This window comes from Rhizobium sp. BR 314 (genome assembly GCF_047445805.1).
Lineage (GTDB): Bacteria > Pseudomonadota > Alphaproteobacteria > Rhizobiales > Rhizobiaceae > Rhizobium > Rhizobium lusitanum_B.
On sequence record NZ_JARWLA010000033.1, the window covers coordinates 16,372 to 32,846 of the forward strand.

Below are 16,475 nucleotides of genomic sequence, written 5' to 3' on the forward strand. Positions count from 1 at the left end.
GTTTCTGCGCCCGGTGCTATCTCTATTCGGTGATGAAATCCGTCAGCGACCAGCCGGATGTCGTCGCATCGACCACAGCAAGGCCTGCTGTCGGAAAGCCATGCGGAAGCGTTCGTCCCAGCGCCTCATGGCCGATCAGGGCCTCCAGCGTTTGTTCGATAGTCGGATTATGCGCCACCAGCATCACGGATTGGCGGCCGTTCTGCGATGCGATGAGAGAGAGGTAGATATCGAGCGTTCCATTGTAGATCGCATCGACGAAACGGAATTCGGTGGAGGGGCTGACGATCCGCCGTATAGCCTCCGTAGTCTGGCGGCAACGCAGCGCAGTCGACGAAATGATCAGCTCCGGCTTGTAACCTTTTTCTGCAGCTTCATCGGCGACGATTTCGGCTGCAGCGTAGCCATTGTCGTTCAGCGGGCGATCGAAATCCTTTTGTCCGGGTGCGGCGCGCTGGGCCTCGGCATGACGCAGGAGATAGATCCTCGATGGCGGCGGCAAGATGCGGGTCATGATGAAATTCCGGAGCTCGATTTCGATAATCAGGTAGCGTCTCTTCGCCTATGCCGTCAACCGCCGCGAGACCGCCCGAATCGCGATCCAGCGCATAGTCTCGCCAAGGTTTTAAAAATGCCGATTTTCCGGCAAAGCCAATATATGATGAAAAAATATACACTTAGCTGAAATTTATGACAAATTTAAAAATCAGTTGACAGCGTCTATTTGGCTTGAATCGGCACTAGCGGTTGGGATATACACCCCGCCATATGAGATGTTCTTCAGGAGAATCGCGTTGAGTGAGAAGATCGATCTTAGTAACTACGTGCCCTCGGAAGACGAGGAGTTCATGAACCTTAATCAGCGAGCCTACTTCAGAGCGAAGCTGATAGCCTGGAAAAACGATATCCTAAGAGAAGCGCGCGAAACCCTGGATCACCTGGCAGAAGAAAGCGCAAATCATCCCGATCTCGCCGATCGGGCCTCCTCAGAAACGGATAGAGCCATCGAACTTCGGGCTCGAGACCGCCAGCGTAAACTTATCTCGAAAATCGATGCCGCCTTGCAGCGCATTGAAGACGGCACTTACGGCTACTGTGAAGAAACCGGCGAGCCGATCGGCCTCAAGCGTCTCGATGCACGTCCGATCGCCACCTTGTCGATCGAAGCGCAGGAACGTCATGAGCGCCGTGAGAAGGTTTATCGCGACGAATAAAGAGACGGCCGGTTTCGACCGAATCAAAAAGGCACGGCGGAATATCCGCCGTGCCTTTTTGATTCCAGGATGTCACCTGCTTCGTTTTATTTGTCGCGGCTGACGCTCATTTCACCGAAGATGCGCGCCACTTCCTTCTGAAGGGCACTATCTGCCCCGGTCATCGGCGCAAGTTCCGGCTCGACGCGTTGCGCAGGAGAGTGGCTGGCAGCAGCCGCGGGTTGTTGCTGAACCTGGCGCTGAGGCGGAGCGCTTGGAATGATCCGCTCGGCCGTCAAGTTCTTCGACATTTCCGCTTCCAATATCTTCTGGAAATCGTTGGCGGCATCATTGGAGGCAGGCTGCGCGACCGGCGGAGTGACAGTCGGTTCGACCGGTGCGGCCCGTACCGGCTGCGGCTGGGCCTGAGGCGGCAGCACGGCATGGCGGGCCGCATCCAATATGTCGGCAGCCTCCGCCTCGGTTATGACGGGTGCCGGCTGAGGGGCGCGCTGCGGCGGCGCTGCGAGCGGCTGGGGCGCGCGTTCGACCGGTTGCGGCGCTGGCTTTGGTGTTGCGGCAGCGACAGACCCGGAGCGCAGATAGGCTTCGAGCGAGTCTTCCGCAGGCTGCTGACGCTGCACGGGAAGTGCGACCGGCGGACTGTTCGGCTCGGCGACCCTCTGTTGCAGCTGCGGCCGGTTTTCGGGCGTGGCAGCGGAAATGTCGAGCGATGCCGCGGCACCTGCCTTCGTCGGATCGGAAATGCCGGTTTCGATGACGATATCGGTCGGGCCGCCGATCATGATCAGATGTTCGATGCCGTCGCGCCGCACGAGCACAAGCCGTCGACGGGCATCAACCGCTGCGGCATCCAGCACCTGCAGGCGCGGTTGACGGCTCTTGCCGCCGCGCACGAAGGGCGATGGCGCCCGATTTCGCAAGATCCATAGAACGCCAACGAGTAAGATAAGAGCGAGGGCAACCCCACCGGCTGCGAGGAAAAAGCGGCTGCCATAGGCTCCGGCAATGTCGTCCCACATGTCGAGATACTCCGTATTTGTCCCCGATGTCGCGGCCGAGGCGCAACCACTGCAAAGTAGATGCTGTGACTTTGGTCTTCCTATGCGGCGATCATAAGGACAGGATCTAGCGGGATACAAGATGAGATTATAGCCTCTCGGGCTCTCTTGCTTGTGAATTCAAGCCTTTCTGGCCCTGCAAAGCTTTTTGCCTGTCATGCAAATTGGTAAAGAAGATTCGAAAGGTCCGACTCCGGCGATCCGTAGTGTTTAGACATGTCGCGAGGAGAACGGCGCAGACGAGGGGTTTATGACGAAGCAGCGTCCGTCCGACGAGTATAGCGTGCCGCTGGTGGATCGCGGGGTTCGTTCCGGAACCGTGCTGCGCATCATCCTGCTTGCGCTCGTTCTCATGGCTGCCGCAGCCGCTTTCGTCCTGTTCAAGAGCCAGCTCGACAATGAAGCCGTGCTCGGCGGCCTCGGCATTCTTGCCATGGTCGGCATTTTCTTTCTGGTTTCCTCGATCATCGGCTTCGTCGAGGTCATGCCGCAGCCCCAGTCCGATAGCCTGGCGCGCTCGTTTCTGAACAGCCATCCGGACGGCACGCTGATCACGGATGAGAAGGGCCGCATCGTCTACGCCAATGCCGCCTACGGACGGCTGACGGGAGCCAACAAGGCGACCGAGGTGCAGTCTCTCGAGACGCTGCTCTCCCGCAATCGCGAGTCGAACGAGGCTCTCTACCGCCTCGCCAACGGCTTGCGTGACGGCAAGGAGGGGTCGGAGGAGTTTCGGCTGCTGAAGCCGCTCGGTCCTTTCAATGGAATAGGCCAGGGAGCGCATTGGTATCGATTGAAGGCGCGGGTGCTGCAGCCGGAGCAGGGCGGAAGCAACGCGCTGCACATCTGGCAGATCACCGACATCACCTCAGAACGCGATGATCAGGAGCGCTTCTTCAAAGAGCTTCAGAACGCGATCGATTATCTCGATCACGCGCCGGCCGGTTTCTTCTCTGCCGGTCGCAAGGGTGAGATTTTCTATCTTAACGCGACGCTGGCAGAGTGGCTTGGTTTCGATCTTACGAAATTCGTGCCGGGATCCATGACCATAGGCGATCTCGTGGCCGGGGAGGGGCTGGCGCTCATCCAGTCCGTGCAGGCCGAACCTGGCTTCAAGAAGACGGTGACGCTCGATCTCGATCTGCGGCGTTCCAACGGCCAGAGTCTGCCGGTGCAGATCGTCCACAGTGTCACGTCGATGCGCGATGGCGCTCCGGGTGAAAGCCGCACCATCGTGCTGACCCGGCAGAATGGCGGCGATACGGAACACTCGGCTTCGGCGGCAGCCATGCGCTTCAGCCGCTTCTTCAACAATACGCCGATGGCGATCGCGTCCGTCGATGGCAGCGGCCGCATTCTGCGTACCAACGCGCCATTCCTGAAACTTTTCTCTGATCTCGTTTCACGCGACGATATCGAACGCGGTGCGGCGCTGGAGACCATCGTCAACGAGAGCGACCGGTCGCGACTGCATCAGGCACTGGCCGCCGCCAAGGATCGGCAGGGCGATATCCCGCCCATCGACTCCCGAAATCCGAAGGACGATACGCGGCATTTCCGCTTCTATGTCAATGCCGTTATCGACCAGACCGACGAGGCGCCGGAGGAGGCTGCGATCGTCTATGCGGTCGAGGTGACTGAGCAGAAGGCGCTCGAGACGCAGATGGCGCAGACGCAGAAGCTGAACGCTGTCGGCACGCTTGCTGGCGGCATCGCGCATGACTTCAACAATGTGTTGACCGCGATCTTATTGTCTTCCGATCATCTGCTGCTGCAAGCCCGACCCTCCGATGCAAGCTTTGCGGATCTAATGGAAATCAAGCGCAACGCCAATCGTGCGGCGGTGCTGGTTCGCCAGCTGCTGGCCTTCTCGCGCAAGCAGACGATGCGGCCGACCGTGCTCAACTTGACCGATGTGATCGGCGATCTGCGCATGCTGGTGGACCGGCTGCTGTCGGGTACGCATGTCAAGCTCGACGTCGATTATGGCCGCGATCTCTGGCCGGTGAAAACCGACCTGTCGCAGTTCGAGCAGGTAATTATCAATCTCTGCGTCAACGCTCGCGATGCGATGCCGGGCGGCGGCATGCTGACGCTGCGCACCCGCAATTTGCTCGCGACCGATGTCAGCGCCTTCAATTACCCTTATCTGCCGCATGAAGACATGGTTCTCATCGAGGTCAGCGATACCGGCACCGGCATCGCGCCCGAGATCATGGACAAGATCTTCGAGCCCTTCTTCACCACCAAGGAAGTCGGTAAGGGTACCGGTCTCGGGCTGGCGATGGTCTACGGTATCGTCAAGCAGTCCGGCGGCTATATCCAGCCGGAATCGGAAGTGGGCAAGGGAACGACCTTCCGCATCTTCCTGCCGCGCCACATCGTCGAAATGCCTGCCGTCACCGAAGCGAAGGCGCCGGAAAGCCGCGATGTCACCGCGATGGACCAGAGCGTTGCAGCTGTCACCCCCGCTGAAGAACCGGCCGATCTGACCGGAAAATCCGCCGTCGTTCTTCTGGTCGAAGACGAGGAGGCAGTTCGCCGCGGCGGCAAGCGTATGCTCGAGACGCGCGGATATACGGTCCACGAGGCCGGCTCTGGTGTCGAGGCGCTGGATATCATGGACGAACTCGATGGCCAGGTCGATGTCGTCGTGTCGGATGTCGTGATGCCTGAAATGGACGGTCCTTCGCTGCTCCGCGAGCTGCGCAAGAAGTATCCGGATCTGAAGTTCATCTTCGTCTCGGGCTATGCCGAGGACGCATTCGCCCGAAATCTGCCTGCCGATGCGCAGTTCGGCTTCCTGCCGAAACCGTTCTCGCTGAAGCAGCTTGCTGTGGTCGTGCGCGAGACGCTGGACAAGGATTAAGTGAGAGGCGTTGCTCGCCTCTTACTGTTGCCGACTGCAGCGCAAAGGTGTAATCAATCGCGTATGATCGACCTTGCCAAGCCAATTTGCCAAATGTGGTGGCGCTCCTTCTAGGAGCGGCAGTCGTCATATCTTGAAATCGACCCTGCCGCCGTGATCCGGCAGGCATGTTCATTTCAATTCCCTTCCCGATTGCGGCGGCTCCTTTTGCGGAGCAAAGAATGTCTTCCCCCATCGATACCCGTCCCGTCATCCTGACGGGCGATCGGACAACCGGCCCACTCCATCTCGGCCATTATGTCGGCTCGCTGAAGAGCCGGGTTGCGCTTCAGCGCAGCCACCAACAATTCCTGCTTTTGGCCGATACGCAGGCATTGACAGACAATGCCGGAGACCCCGAAAAGGTTCGCCGCAATGTTCTGGAGGTTGCCATCGACTATCTTGCCGTCGGCATAGATCCGGCGCTGACGACGATCTGCGTGCAATCCGCACTACCGGCGCTGGCGGAATTGACGCTGCTCTATATGAATTTCGTCACCGTGAGCCGCCTCGAGCGCAATCCGACGATCAAGACGGAAATCCAACTGCGTGGCTTCGAGAGAGATGTGCCGGCGGGTTTCCTCTGCTATCCGGTGGCGCAGGCCGCTGATATCACCGCCTTCAAGGCGTCTGTCGTGCCGGTCGGCGAGGATCAGACGCCCCTGATCGAGCAGACCAACGAGATCGTTCGTCGCCTCAACCGGCAGATCGGACGCGCGATCCTCGTGGAAGCTACGGCCATGGTGCCGAGCGTCGGAAGATTGCCCGGCGTCGATGGCAAGGCGAAGATGAGCAAATCGCAGGGCAACGCTATCGCGCTTTCGGCATCGCCGGATGATATCAGTGCTGCGGTGCGGCGCATGTATACTGACTCTGATCATCTCAAGGTCGTTGATTCCGGCAAAGTAGAGGGAAACGTCGTCTTCACCTATCTGGATGCTTTCTGTGACGACCGGCAGCTGGTCGGGGAGATGAAGGCGCATTACCGCCGAGGTGGCCTCGGGGATGTCACCCTGAAGAGACAGCTTGAGGACATTCTGCAGGCACTACTTGCACCCATTCGAGAACGGCGTGCTCGTTATGCTGAGGCGCCGGATTATGTGATGGGTGTCATGCGCGATGGTACGCGGAGGGCGAGGGAACGGACGGAGGCGACGCTCGCCGAGCTGCGAAACGCCCTGGGCCTGTTCACGCTGGCCTGAAGGAATCCCGAAATGCAAAGGGCCGGGCGATCGTGCGAAACGCCCGGCCCTTTGTCGTGGTGGCAGTACTAGCTATTCCGCGAGAGCAACCGCGATTTCCGCGCCGAGACGTGCATTGTTTTCGACCAGAGCGATGTTGGTCTTGAGGCTGCGGCCTTCGGTGATGTCGAAGATGGTGCTTAGCAGATAGGGCGTGACTGCCTTGCCGGCAATCTCGTCGCGGGCAGCGCTGTCGAGGGCGCGCTCGATGTAGATTTCCATCTCCTCGCGCGGGATTTCGTCGCCTTCCGGAACCGGGTTGGCGATCAGCATGCCGCCGTCGATGCCGAGCTGTTCGCGGGTGGTCTGGAAGTTGGCGATCGCAGCGGGACTGTTCAGGGTCAGCGGGCTCGGCAGGCCGGAAGAGCGCGACCAAAAGGCCGGGAATTCGGCGCTGTCATAGGTGACAACCGGAACGCCGCGGGTTTCGAGTACTTCGAGCGTCTTCGGAATGTCGAGGATGGCCTTGGCGCCGGCGCAGACGACGATCACGCCGGTGCGGGCGAGTTCTTCAAGATCGGCCGAGATATCGAAGCTCTCTTCTGCGCCGCGGTGCACGCCGCCGATGCCGCCGGTTGCGAATACCTTGATGCCGGCGCGGGCAGCCGCGATCATCGTTGCGGCAACAGTGGTTGCGCCGGTGCGGCGCTCGGCGATCGCAAAGGCGATGTCGGCACGCGAGACCTTCATGGCGCCTTCCGTCTTGGCGAGCGCTTCCAGTTCCTCCGGCTCAAGGCCGATATGCAAGGTGCCGTGAATGACGGCGATGGTTGCCGGTACGGCGCCCTTCTGCCGGATGATCGCTTCGACGCTGCGGGCCATCTCGATATTGCCCGGGTAGGGCATTCCATGGGTGATGATGGTCGACTCGAGAGCGACGATCGGCGCACCGCGCAGCTTGGCGGCAGCAACTTCCTTCGAATAGGCGATCGGAAGCAGGGGCGAGATAGGCTGGGTCATTTTCGTTTCCAATTCACTGAAACTATTTAGGCGTTTTGAAGAGGCTTCATGACAGAATTTCGGCCTTGGGAACAAGGGCCAACATCGAGTTTAGCAGTTCGGGCGAGAGATTTTCGGCCGTCGCGAACGGGGATTGCACCGTAATCGCCGCTGCCGCCGTGCCGTGACGAACGGCTTCCGCGAGATCGTGACCGGCAAGCAGGGCGGCCAGAACGCCTGAAGCCAGCGAATCTCCGGCACCGGTGACATCGGCGACATTTTCGACGATGGGCGGCTGCAGGCTGACGACCGCATTGTGCGAGAATGCAATCAGCTCGCGTTTGCCGCGGGTGATGACGCCATTGCGCAACCCGAGCGCCCGCAATCCGCTCACCCATTCACGCGGGTCTTCCGGCCGATGGCCTGTTAGTGCTGCGGCTTCCGCTTCATTGAGAAAGAGATGATCGATGCCGGCAAGGCAAGGTTTCAGTCGCATGACCTTGGCGGGCGAGATTGCGATGGCTGCAACGGGCTTGCCGCCTGCAGCCGCCTTCATAGCGATTGCGGTGAGAGTCTCGGCTGGCAGATTGGCGTCGCAGAGAACGAGATCGGCTGCCTCGAACGCATCGCGAACGGCGCGAATCGCCAGGCGCCGCGGTGAGAACAGCTGGTAGAGTTCCATATCGGCAAGCGCGATGACCAGATTGCCGTCACGCTCGAGGATCGCGGTGTAGCTCGGCGTCTTGCGGTCGAGGAAGACGAAGGGCGTATCATCGACGCCGGCGTGGCTTGCGGCTTCAGCCACCATCTCGCCCGAGGGATCGCCGCCGCGAGGCGAAATCATCCGCACGTCGAAGCCGAGGCGGGCGAGATTGCGGGCCGCATTGAAGCCGCCGCCGCCTGGCTCCTCGAACCATGCTCCGGGGTTGCTGGCTCCGGGCGCCGTCTCGCCGAAAATGCGGCCGCGACGATCGACGTGAGCGCCGCCGAGAACGAGAATCTTCTTCGCCATATGGTTTTCCTCAGCAATCAAAAAAAGCGAATCGAGCCGTCTGCCGACATGGCGGAACCGATCGTCCCAGATATGTAAGTATCTGGTAAGAAAAGAGAAAACAAAAGTAGAACGGAATTCATTTTACCTTTTTCTTTCAATTGCTTGTTGTGCTCTTGTGACTAGAGAACAAATAGAGTACATAATTCTCATCAGCGGCGACATTGCTTGAGCGGCTTCAATAACCTAAAGGTGGATCGAATGTCTCAGAATTCTTTGCGGCTTGTAGAGGACAAATCGGTGGATAAAAGCAAGGCACTTGAAGCGGCACTCTCTCAAATTGAGCGGTCGTTCGGCAAGGGCTCGATCATGAAGCTCGGCTCAAACGAGAACGTGGTTGAAATCGAAACGGTTTCCACCGGCTCTCTGAGCCTGGATATTGCCCTCGGCATCGGCGGCTTGCCGAAGGGTCGTATCATCGAAATCTATGGACCGGAAAGCTCCGGTAAGACGACGCTGGCGCTGCAGACCATCGCAGAGGCCCAGAAGAAAGGCGGCATCTGCGCCTTCGTCGACGCTGAACATGCGCTCGATCCGGTCTATGCCCGCAAGCTCGGCGTCGACCTTCAGAACCTGCTGATCTCGCAGCCGGATACCGGTGAGCAGGCGCTTGAAATCACCGACACGCTGGTGCGCTCCGGCGCCATCGACGTTCTCGTCGTCGACTCCGTTGCGGCATTGACGCCGCGCGCCGAAATCGAAGGCGAAATGGGCGACAGCCTGCCGGGCCTGCAGGCCCGTCTGATGAGCCAGGCGCTGCGCAAGCTCACTGCCTCGATTTCGAAATCGAACTGCATGGTGATCTTCATCAACCAGATCCGCATGAAGATCGGCGTCATGTTCGGCTCGCCAGAAACGACGACCGGCGGTAACGCGCTGAAGTTCTACGCCTCGGTTCGCCTCGATATCCGTCGTATCGGCGCGGTCAAGGAACGCGAAGAGGTGATCGGCAACCAGACCCGCGTGAAGGTCGTCAAGAACAAGATGGCGCCTCCCTTTAAGCAGGTCGAATTCGACATCATGTATGGCGAAGGCGTTTCCAAGACCGGCGAGCTGGTCGATCTGGGCGTCAAGGCAGGCATCGTCGAGAAGTCGGGCGCCTGGTTCTCCTACAACAGCCAGCGCCTCGGTCAGGGCCGAGAAAATGCGAAAATCTTCCTGCGCGACAATCCGGATCTAGCTCGCGAGATCGAACTGTCTCTGCGCCAGAACGCCGGCCTGATTGCCGACCGCTTCCTGCAGAATGGCGGTCCGGATGCCGGCGACGATGGCGATGCCGGCGGCGAATAAGGAATTTCGGGAGCAATTCCCGGCGTAAGACAAGATTAAATGCTGAAACCGGCCGTATTGTCCAAGGGATGTGCGGCCGGTTTTGTTCGTGCGGCTGGACAGCGCCCGGAGCGAACGATAAAAGCCACTGACTTTGAAGCAAGTTGTTGACGGCAGTACTGAAGGGCCCCCTATGAGCGGTGTGAATGAAATCCGGTCGACCTTCCTCGACTATTTTAAGAAAAACGGCCACGAGATCGTGCCGTCGAGCCCGCTCGTCCCGCGCAACGATCCGACATTGATGTTCACCAATGCCGGCATGGTGCAGTTCAAGAACGTCTTCACCGGCTTGGAACAGCGCCCTTATACAACGGCTTCGACCGCGCAGAAATGCGTGCGCGCCGGCGGCAAGCACAACGACCTCGACAATGTCGGCTACACCGCGCGCCATCACACCTTCTTCGAGATGCTCGGCAACTTCTCTTTTGGCGACTATTTCAAGGAGCGTGCCATCGAGCTTGCCTGGAACCTGATCACCAAGGAATTCGGCCTCGACGCCAAGCGCCTGCTGGTCACGGTCTACCACACGGACGATGACGCCTTTAACCTCTGGAAGAAGATCGCCGGTCTTTCCGATGACAAGATCATTCGTATCGCTACCAATGACAATTTCTGGGCGATGGGCGATACCGGTCCTTGTGGGCCCTGTTCGGAAATCTTCTACGATCACGGCGATCATATCTGGGGTGGCCCTCCCGGTTCTCCGGAAGAAGACGGCGACCGCTTCATCGAGATCTGGAACCTCGTCTTCATGCAGTTCGAGCAGATCACCAAGGAACAGCGTGTCGACCTGCCGCGTCCGTCGATCGACACCGGCATGGGCCTCGAGCGCGTTGCCGCGGTTCTGCAGGGCAAGCATGACAATTATGATATCGATCTCTTCCGTGCGCTGATCGAAGCTTCGGAAGAGGCGACCGGCGTCAAGGCCGAGGGTGAGCATCGCGCCAGCCACCGCGTCATCGCCGACCATCTGCGCTCTTCCGCCTTCCTGATTGCCGATGGCGTGCTGCCGTCGAACGAAGGCCGCGGCTACGTGCTTCGCCGCATCATGCGCCGCGCGATGCGTCATGCGCAGTTGCTTGGTGCCAAGGAGCCGCTAATGTGGAAGCTGCTGCCGGCGCTGATCCAGCAGATGGGCCGTGCCTATCCCGAGCTGGTTCGCGCTGAGGCGCTGACCTCCGAGACATTGAAGCTGGAAGAAACCCGTTTCCGCAAGACGCTGGAGCGCGGCCTGTCGCTGCTCAACGATGCCTCCTCGGACCTGCACAAGGGCGACAGCCTGGACGGCGAAACCGCTTTCAAGCTCTACGACACCTATGGCTTCCCGCTCGATCTGACGCAGGATGCATTACGCGCCCGCGGCATCGGCGTCGATACCTCCAGCTTTACCGACGCCATGGAGCGCCAGAAGGCAGAGGCACGTTCGCATTGGGCCGGCTCCGGCGACAAGGCGACCGAAACCATCTGGTTCGAGCTCAAGGAGAAGCTCGGCGCGACCGAATTCCTCGGCTACGACACGGAAACGGCCGAGGGCGTGATCCAGGCGATCATCAAGGACGGCGTCGCGGTTGACAGCGCGTCTGCCGGCGAGAAGGTGCAGGTCATCGTCAACCAGACGCCGTTCTACGGCGAGTCCGGTGGTCAGATGGGCGATACGGGCGTCATCGCAAGCGACCACAGCAAGCTTGCTGTTGGCGACACCCAGAAAAAGGGCGAAGGCCTTTTCGTTCATAGCTCGGAAGTTTCTGAAGGTAAGATCAAGGTTGGCGATGCCGTCGTGCTGACGGTCGATCATAACAGGCGTTCGCGCCTGCGCGCCAACCATTCGGCCACCCATCTGCTGCACGAAGCTCTTCGCGAAGTGCTCGGCACCCACGTCGCCCAGAAGGGTTCGCTGGTCGCGCCGGAGCGCCTGCGCTTCGACGTTTCGCATCCGAAGCCGATGACGGCCGAGGAGCTGAAGGTCGTTGAAGAGATGGCCAACGAGATCGTCTTGCAGAACTCGCCGGTCACAACCCGTCTGATGAGCGTCGACGACGCGATCGCAGAAGGAGCAATGGCGCTGTTCGGCGAAAAGTATGGCGACGAAGTTCGCGTCGTTTCCATGGGGCAGGGCGTGCGCGGCACCAAGGCCGGCAAGGCCTATTCCATCGAGCTGTGCGGCGGCACGCATGTGTCCGCCACTGGCCAGATCGGCCTGGTGCGCATCCTCGGCGACAGCGCCGTCGGTGCCGGCGTGCGCCGCATCGAAGCTGTCACCGGCGAATCCGCGCGTGACTATCTCGCCGAGCAGGATGATCGCGTGAAGAGCCTCGCCTCGACATTGAAGGTCCAGCCGGCAGAGGTGGTTTCGCGCGTCGAAGCCTTGATGGACGAGCGCCGCAAGCTGGAACGCGAATTGGCAGACGCCAAGCGCAAGCTTGCCATGGGCGGCGGTCAGGGCGGCTCTGCCGATGCGGTACGCGACGTCAACGGCGTCAAGTTCCTCGGCAAGGCCATCTCCGGCGTCGATCCGAAGGATCTGAAGGGTCTTGCGGATGAGGCCAAGGCAAGCCTCGGCTCGGGCGTGGTTGCGCTGATCGGTGTTTCCGAAGATGGCAAGGCCAGTGCTGTCGTGGCCGTTACCGAGGATCTGATCGGCCGCGCAAGTGCCGTCGATCTCGTGCGCGTCGCGTCAGCTGCCCTCGGCGGCAAGGGCGGCGGCGGGCGTCCCGACATGGCGCAGGCCGGCGGTCCAGATGGCAATAAGGCCGACGAAGCGATCGAGGCGATTGCTGCGGCGCTTGCCGGCTAACAGACTGATTTTCTGTCTATAATGACAATGGCGGATACTTCGGTATCCGCCATTTCTTTTTGCGAGCGCAAGTCAGCAGGATTTGTCAAATCAGGTTATGGTCTTGTCGGGCCGATCGATTTGCAAGGGAGTTGACATGAGTGGTGGAACGGCGTGGACGCTTTACGAGACCCGGTTGCGGCGGGTTTCGGCCTATATCCATGAGCATCTGGACGATGAACTTGATATGGAAAAGCTCGCCGAGATCGCCTGTATGTCCAGCTATCACTGGCACAGGATCTATCGGGCGATATACGGCGAGACGGCGGCGGCAACGGTCAAGCGGCTTCGGCTGCATCGCGCCGCGGGCGATCTCGTCAACACCCGTCTATCCGTCAGCAACATTGCAAAGCGGTCGGGCTATCCCAACCTCCAGTCGTTCAACCGCATCTTTGGATCCGTCTACGGCATGCCGCCGGCGCGATATCGGAATGAGGGAAGCCACACGATCTTCGAACCCAATATCCAAGGAAGGACTACTCTCTTGTTCGACGTTACGCTTCGCACCATTTCTCCGATTTCGCTCGTCGGTGTCGCTCATAGCGGTTCCTACATGCAGATTGGTCAGGCTTTCGAAACGCTTTTCGGCACGATCTTCACTCGCGGGCTTGCCGGGCCAAATATGCGCATGATTGGCATCTATCTCGATGATCCCGATGTCGTTGCTGTCGATAAGTTGCGCTCTTACGCCTGCGTCAGCGCGGCGGAAACTGTCGCTGCCGATGCTCCCTTGGAGCGGCGCTCACTTGAAGGCGGCGAATATGCCGTGCTGCGCCACAAGGGACCTTACGCAAACATGCACAAGGCCTATCAATGGCTCTATGCGCAGTGGCTGCCGGCTTCCGGGCGACAGTTGCGCGATACCGTCATGTTTGAGGAATACATCAACAATCCGCGCGACGTGCCGCCGACGGAGCTTCTGACCGATATCTATATGCCGCTGAAATAACGGCATATAGGAATTTGGGCTGAGGATTTCTCTTCAGCGCATTGTATATTCAACTGTTTTCCTTTTTCGGCATGGCAGCGTTGTCGATCTCGTTACCGCGGCGGTATGCGTCGCGGTCGGTGACCCGAGCCCAATAATCGATGAAGGCCTGGCGCTTCTCGATCGTGCCGAAGTTGAGACCCCAGCCAATATGCGAACCGACATAGACGTCGGCGGCCGTGAAGCGGTCGCCGGCGATGAATGGCGAGCTTGAGACTGCATATTCGATCGTATCGAGCACGCTTTGGATGCTGCCGCAGCCCGCCATTCGCTGACGTTCCGGCGGAATTTCGAAGCCAAGCGCGCGGATGGTAACTGCCGCTTCCAAAGGGCCGGCAGTAAAGAACATCCAGCGGAAATAGCGACCGCGTTCGGCCGCGGTCGGCGCAAGGCCAACATCCGGAAAAGTTTCGGCCAGATAGGCGCAGATGGCAGCACCCTCGGTGACGACGGTATCGCCATGCTTGATCGCAGGCACTTTGCCCATGGGGTTCACGGAGAGATATTCGGGTGACTTCATCGTCGTACCGTAATCGAGATATTCGGTGCGATAGGGCTGGCCGATTTCCTCAAGCATCCAGCGAGCGATGCGTCCGCGTGACATGGGGTTTGTATAGAAAACGAGTTCTTCGGCCATTTGTCTCTCCCATTTTTGACGCGCGCATTGTTGCCACCGGCCGACTGCGACGGCAAGCTTCCGGACAAAAGAAAACCCGGCGCTAGGGCCGGGTCTTCAAGGGGCTCATTGTCGACGAGGCTTAGGCAGCCATGGCCTTCTGAAGGTTTTCGTCGATCTTGTCGAGGAATGCGGTGGTCGAGAGCCACGGCTGATCCGGGCCGATGAGCAGCGCTAGGTCCTTGGTCATGAAGCCGGCTTCGACGGTGTCTACGCAGACCTTTTCGAGCGTGGCGGCGAACTTCGCGAGTTCGGCGTTATCGTCGAGCTTGGCACGATGAGCGAGGCCGCGGGTCCAGGCGAAGATCGACGCGATCGAGTTCGTCGAGGTTTCCTGGCCCTTCTGGTGCTGGCGGTAGTGACGGGTCACCGTACCGTGTGCGGCTTCAGCTTCCACCGTCTTGCCGTCCGGCGTCAGGAGAACCGAGGTCATCAGACCGAGCGAGCCGAAGCCCTGAGCGACCGTGTCGGACTGGACGTCGCCGTCGTAGTTCTTGCAGGCCCAGACGTAACCACCGGACCACTTCAGCGCGGAAGCGACCATGTCGTCAATCAGGCGGTGTTCGTAGGTGATGCCGACTTCGTCGAACTGCGCCTTGAACTCGTTCTGGTAGACTTCCTCGAAGATGTCCTTGAAGCGGCCGTCATAGGCCTTGAGGATGGTGTTCTTTGTGGAGAGGTAGACCGGCCACTTGCGCATCAGGCCGTACATCATCGAGGCGCGCGCGAACTCGCGGATCGACTCGTCGAGGTTGTACATGGCCATGGCAACGCCGGCGCCGGGGGCGTCGAATACGTCCTTTTCAATGACCGTGCCGTCTTCGCCGACGAATTTGATGGTTAGCTTGCCCTTGCCCGGGAACTTGAAATCGGTTGCGCGGTACTGGTCGCCGAAGGCGTGACGGCCGACGACGATCGGCTTGGTCCAGCCGGGAACGAGGCGCGGTACGTTGTTGCAGATGATCGGCTCGCGGAAGATGACGCCGCCGAGGATGTTGCGGATCGTGCCGTTCGGGCTCTTCCACATCTGCTTCAGGTTGAATTCCTTGACGCGATCTTCGTCCGGGGTGATCGTCGCGCACTTGATGCCGACGCCGTGCTTCTTGATGGCGTTGGCGGCATCGACGGTGACCTGGTCGTTGGTCGCGTCGCGGTTCTGAACCGAGAGATCGTAATAGTCGATATCGATATCGAGGTAGGGGTAGATCAATTTGTCTTTGATAAACTGCCAGATGATGCGAGTCATTTCATCGCCATCGAGATCGGCAACGGGGTTAGCGACCTTGATCTTCTTCATACTTCTGCCTCGTTTAAGCTGGTGGGACCGGATGGCCCTGTGGGTAATGTGAAGTCCCGAGCGCTATAACACTGCAAGCAGCGAACGCAAAGCCGCTAGAGCCTCCCGCGTCGCGTTTTTGATCATTCGTGACATCATTGGCATTTTGCGATCGGGCATTGCCAAAGCGGTCGATGGGTCTAATGTCGCGCATGTTTTGCCGATCGCAACGGAATCGTATCATGCAGAAATTTGCCGTATCCGCGCTTGCCCTCACGCTCTTTCAGTTTTCGCTCGGTGCGCATATGGCGCTCGCCGCCGATGCGACGACGCCGGTCAAGGTCATTATGGATGCGACCGTCTCGAACTGGGCGGGCGGCGACAGCGACTGGCAGGATATTTTCGGCGAGGACAAGCTCAAGAATGTCTACAGCAAGGATTTCGCGGCAAAGTATCAGGCGGCAGCGCAATTTCCTGCCGCGGATGAAGATGGGATTTCGCCTTTCGATTACGATGTGATCGTCAATGCGCAGGATGCGTGTCCGCTTGAGGAGATGAAGATCGTCGCGCAACCACCCAAGAACAATACAACGGAAGTGTTGGCGACCTTCAAGAAATCCACCTGCATGGGCTCGGATGCCGACTATCAGAAGATGACGACGGTGCGCTTCGAGGTGATCGAAGAGGGTGGAAAGCCCGTCATCGACGATATCGTCACGAACGATGACAATGGTAATCCGAGCTCACTGAAAAACGTGATGCAGGATCTCGTAAAACAGCAGCAACAACAGCCTGCCGATCAGCAACAGCAGCCCACGGATCAGGCGAAGCCGGCCAATCCGCAATAATCGGGCGAACAGCATTACCGAGCCCGCGCGCAAAAACCTTGCCGATCGGTTGGTGTGCCGCTATTGCGACCCGTAAATGGCGCGGCTGGGTTCGCGTGCGGAGATTTGAGC

At 59.4% G+C, this 16,475-nt stretch carries 13 protein-coding genes; 7 read left to right on the top strand and 6 right to left on the bottom strand.

All coding sequences use genetic code 11. The features are described 5' to 3' along the window. Positions 1 to 22 precede the first annotated feature (22 nt). Entirely contained in the window at positions 23 to 514 is a 492-nt protein-coding gene (locus tag QD461_RS28695; protein WP_414090632.1) for a SixA phosphatase family protein, read from the bottom strand. Positions 515 to 794: 280 nt separating this feature from the next. On the opposite strand from QD461_RS28695, the gene dksA reads away from it, so the two are divergent. Then, positions 795 to 1,214, top strand: a complete 420-nt coding sequence (gene dksA / locus QD461_RS28700) for an RNA polymerase-binding protein DksA (RefSeq protein WP_004109001.1) — start codon at positions 795 to 797, stop codon at positions 1,212 to 1,214. A gap of 86 nt (positions 1,215 to 1,300) precedes the next feature. Here the strand turns inward: dksA and QD461_RS28705 are convergent, their stop codons facing one another. Next, positions 1,301 to 2,236: a flagellar biosynthetic protein FliO gene (locus tag QD461_RS28705; protein WP_414090633.1), complete on the bottom strand. Its 936-nt coding sequence runs from the start codon at positions 2,234 to 2,236 to the stop codon at positions 1,301 to 1,303. Between the two features lie 289 nt (positions 2,237 to 2,525). Between QD461_RS28705 and cckA the strand changes: the two genes are divergently transcribed. Then, positions 2,526 to 5,144 (top strand): cell cycle histidine kinase CckA, encoded by a 2,619-nt coding sequence (gene cckA / locus QD461_RS28710; RefSeq protein ID WP_414090634.1) that lies wholly within the window; start codon positions 2,526 to 2,528, stop codon positions 5,142 to 5,144. 221 nt (positions 5,145 to 5,365) lie between these two features. Next, positions 5,366 to 6,385: a tryptophan--tRNA ligase gene (trpS, locus tag QD461_RS28715; RefSeq protein WP_414090635.1), complete on the top strand. Its 1,020-nt coding sequence runs from the start codon at positions 5,366 to 5,368 to the stop codon at positions 6,383 to 6,385. A 72-nt stretch (positions 6,386 to 6,457) separates the two neighbouring features. Here trpS and QD461_RS28720 read toward each other — a convergent pair whose 3' ends face one another. After that, complete coding sequence (locus QD461_RS28720; RefSeq protein ID WP_414090636.1) at positions 6,458 to 7,384, bottom strand: pseudouridine-5'-phosphate glycosidase; 927 nt, start codon at positions 7,382 to 7,384, stop codon at positions 6,458 to 6,460. 46 nt (positions 7,385 to 7,430) lie between these two features. Next, positions 7,431 to 8,375, bottom strand: coding sequence for a carbohydrate kinase family protein (locus QD461_RS28725; protein WP_414090637.1), 945 nt, complete (start codon positions 8,373 to 8,375; stop codon positions 7,431 to 7,433). A 240-nt stretch (positions 8,376 to 8,615) separates the two neighbouring features. Here QD461_RS28725 and recA point away from each other — a divergent pair, with 240 nt between their 5' ends. The 3 genes from recA to QD461_RS28740 all read left to right on the top strand — a co-directional run bounded on the left by recA (position 8,616) and on the right by QD461_RS28740 (position 13,525). Next, positions 8,616 to 9,704: a recombinase RecA gene (gene recA, locus QD461_RS28730; RefSeq protein ID WP_414090638.1), complete on the top strand. Its 1,089-nt coding sequence runs from the start codon at positions 8,616 to 8,618 to the stop codon at positions 9,702 to 9,704. 172 nt (positions 9,705 to 9,876) lie between these two features. Beyond that, positions 9,877 to 12,537 carry an alanine--tRNA ligase gene (gene alaS / locus QD461_RS28735; protein ID WP_414090639.1) on the top strand — a complete coding sequence of 887 codons (2,661 nt, stop codon included), beginning with the start codon at positions 9,877 to 9,879 and terminating at the stop codon, positions 12,535 to 12,537. 136 nt (positions 12,538 to 12,673) lie between these two features. After that, the gene (locus QD461_RS28740) at positions 12,674 to 13,525 is read left to right on the top strand and encodes an AraC family transcriptional regulator (RefSeq protein ID WP_414090640.1); all 852 of its coding nucleotides are present in this window, start codon (positions 12,674 to 12,676) and stop codon (positions 13,523 to 13,525) included. A 49-nt stretch (positions 13,526 to 13,574) separates the two neighbouring features. Here QD461_RS28740 and QD461_RS28745 read toward each other — a convergent pair whose 3' ends face one another. Both QD461_RS28745 and QD461_RS28750 read right to left on the bottom strand, forming a co-directional pair. Further along, positions 13,575 to 14,201, bottom strand: a complete 627-nt coding sequence (locus QD461_RS28745; protein ID WP_414090641.1) for a glutathione S-transferase family protein — start codon at positions 14,199 to 14,201, stop codon at positions 13,575 to 13,577. Positions 14,202 to 14,322: 121 nt separating this feature from the next. Then, a complete protein-coding gene (locus QD461_RS28750; RefSeq protein ID WP_184704110.1) occupies positions 14,323 to 15,537 on the bottom strand; it encodes an NADP-dependent isocitrate dehydrogenase in 1,215 nt (404 codons plus the stop codon). A 221-nt stretch (positions 15,538 to 15,758) separates the two neighbouring features. Between QD461_RS28750 and QD461_RS28755 the strand changes: the two genes are divergently transcribed. Next, positions 15,759 to 16,364: a hypothetical protein gene (locus tag QD461_RS28755; RefSeq protein WP_414090642.1), complete on the top strand. Its 606-nt coding sequence runs from the start codon at positions 15,759 to 15,761 to the stop codon at positions 16,362 to 16,364. Positions 16,365 to 16,475 lie beyond the last annotated feature (111 nt).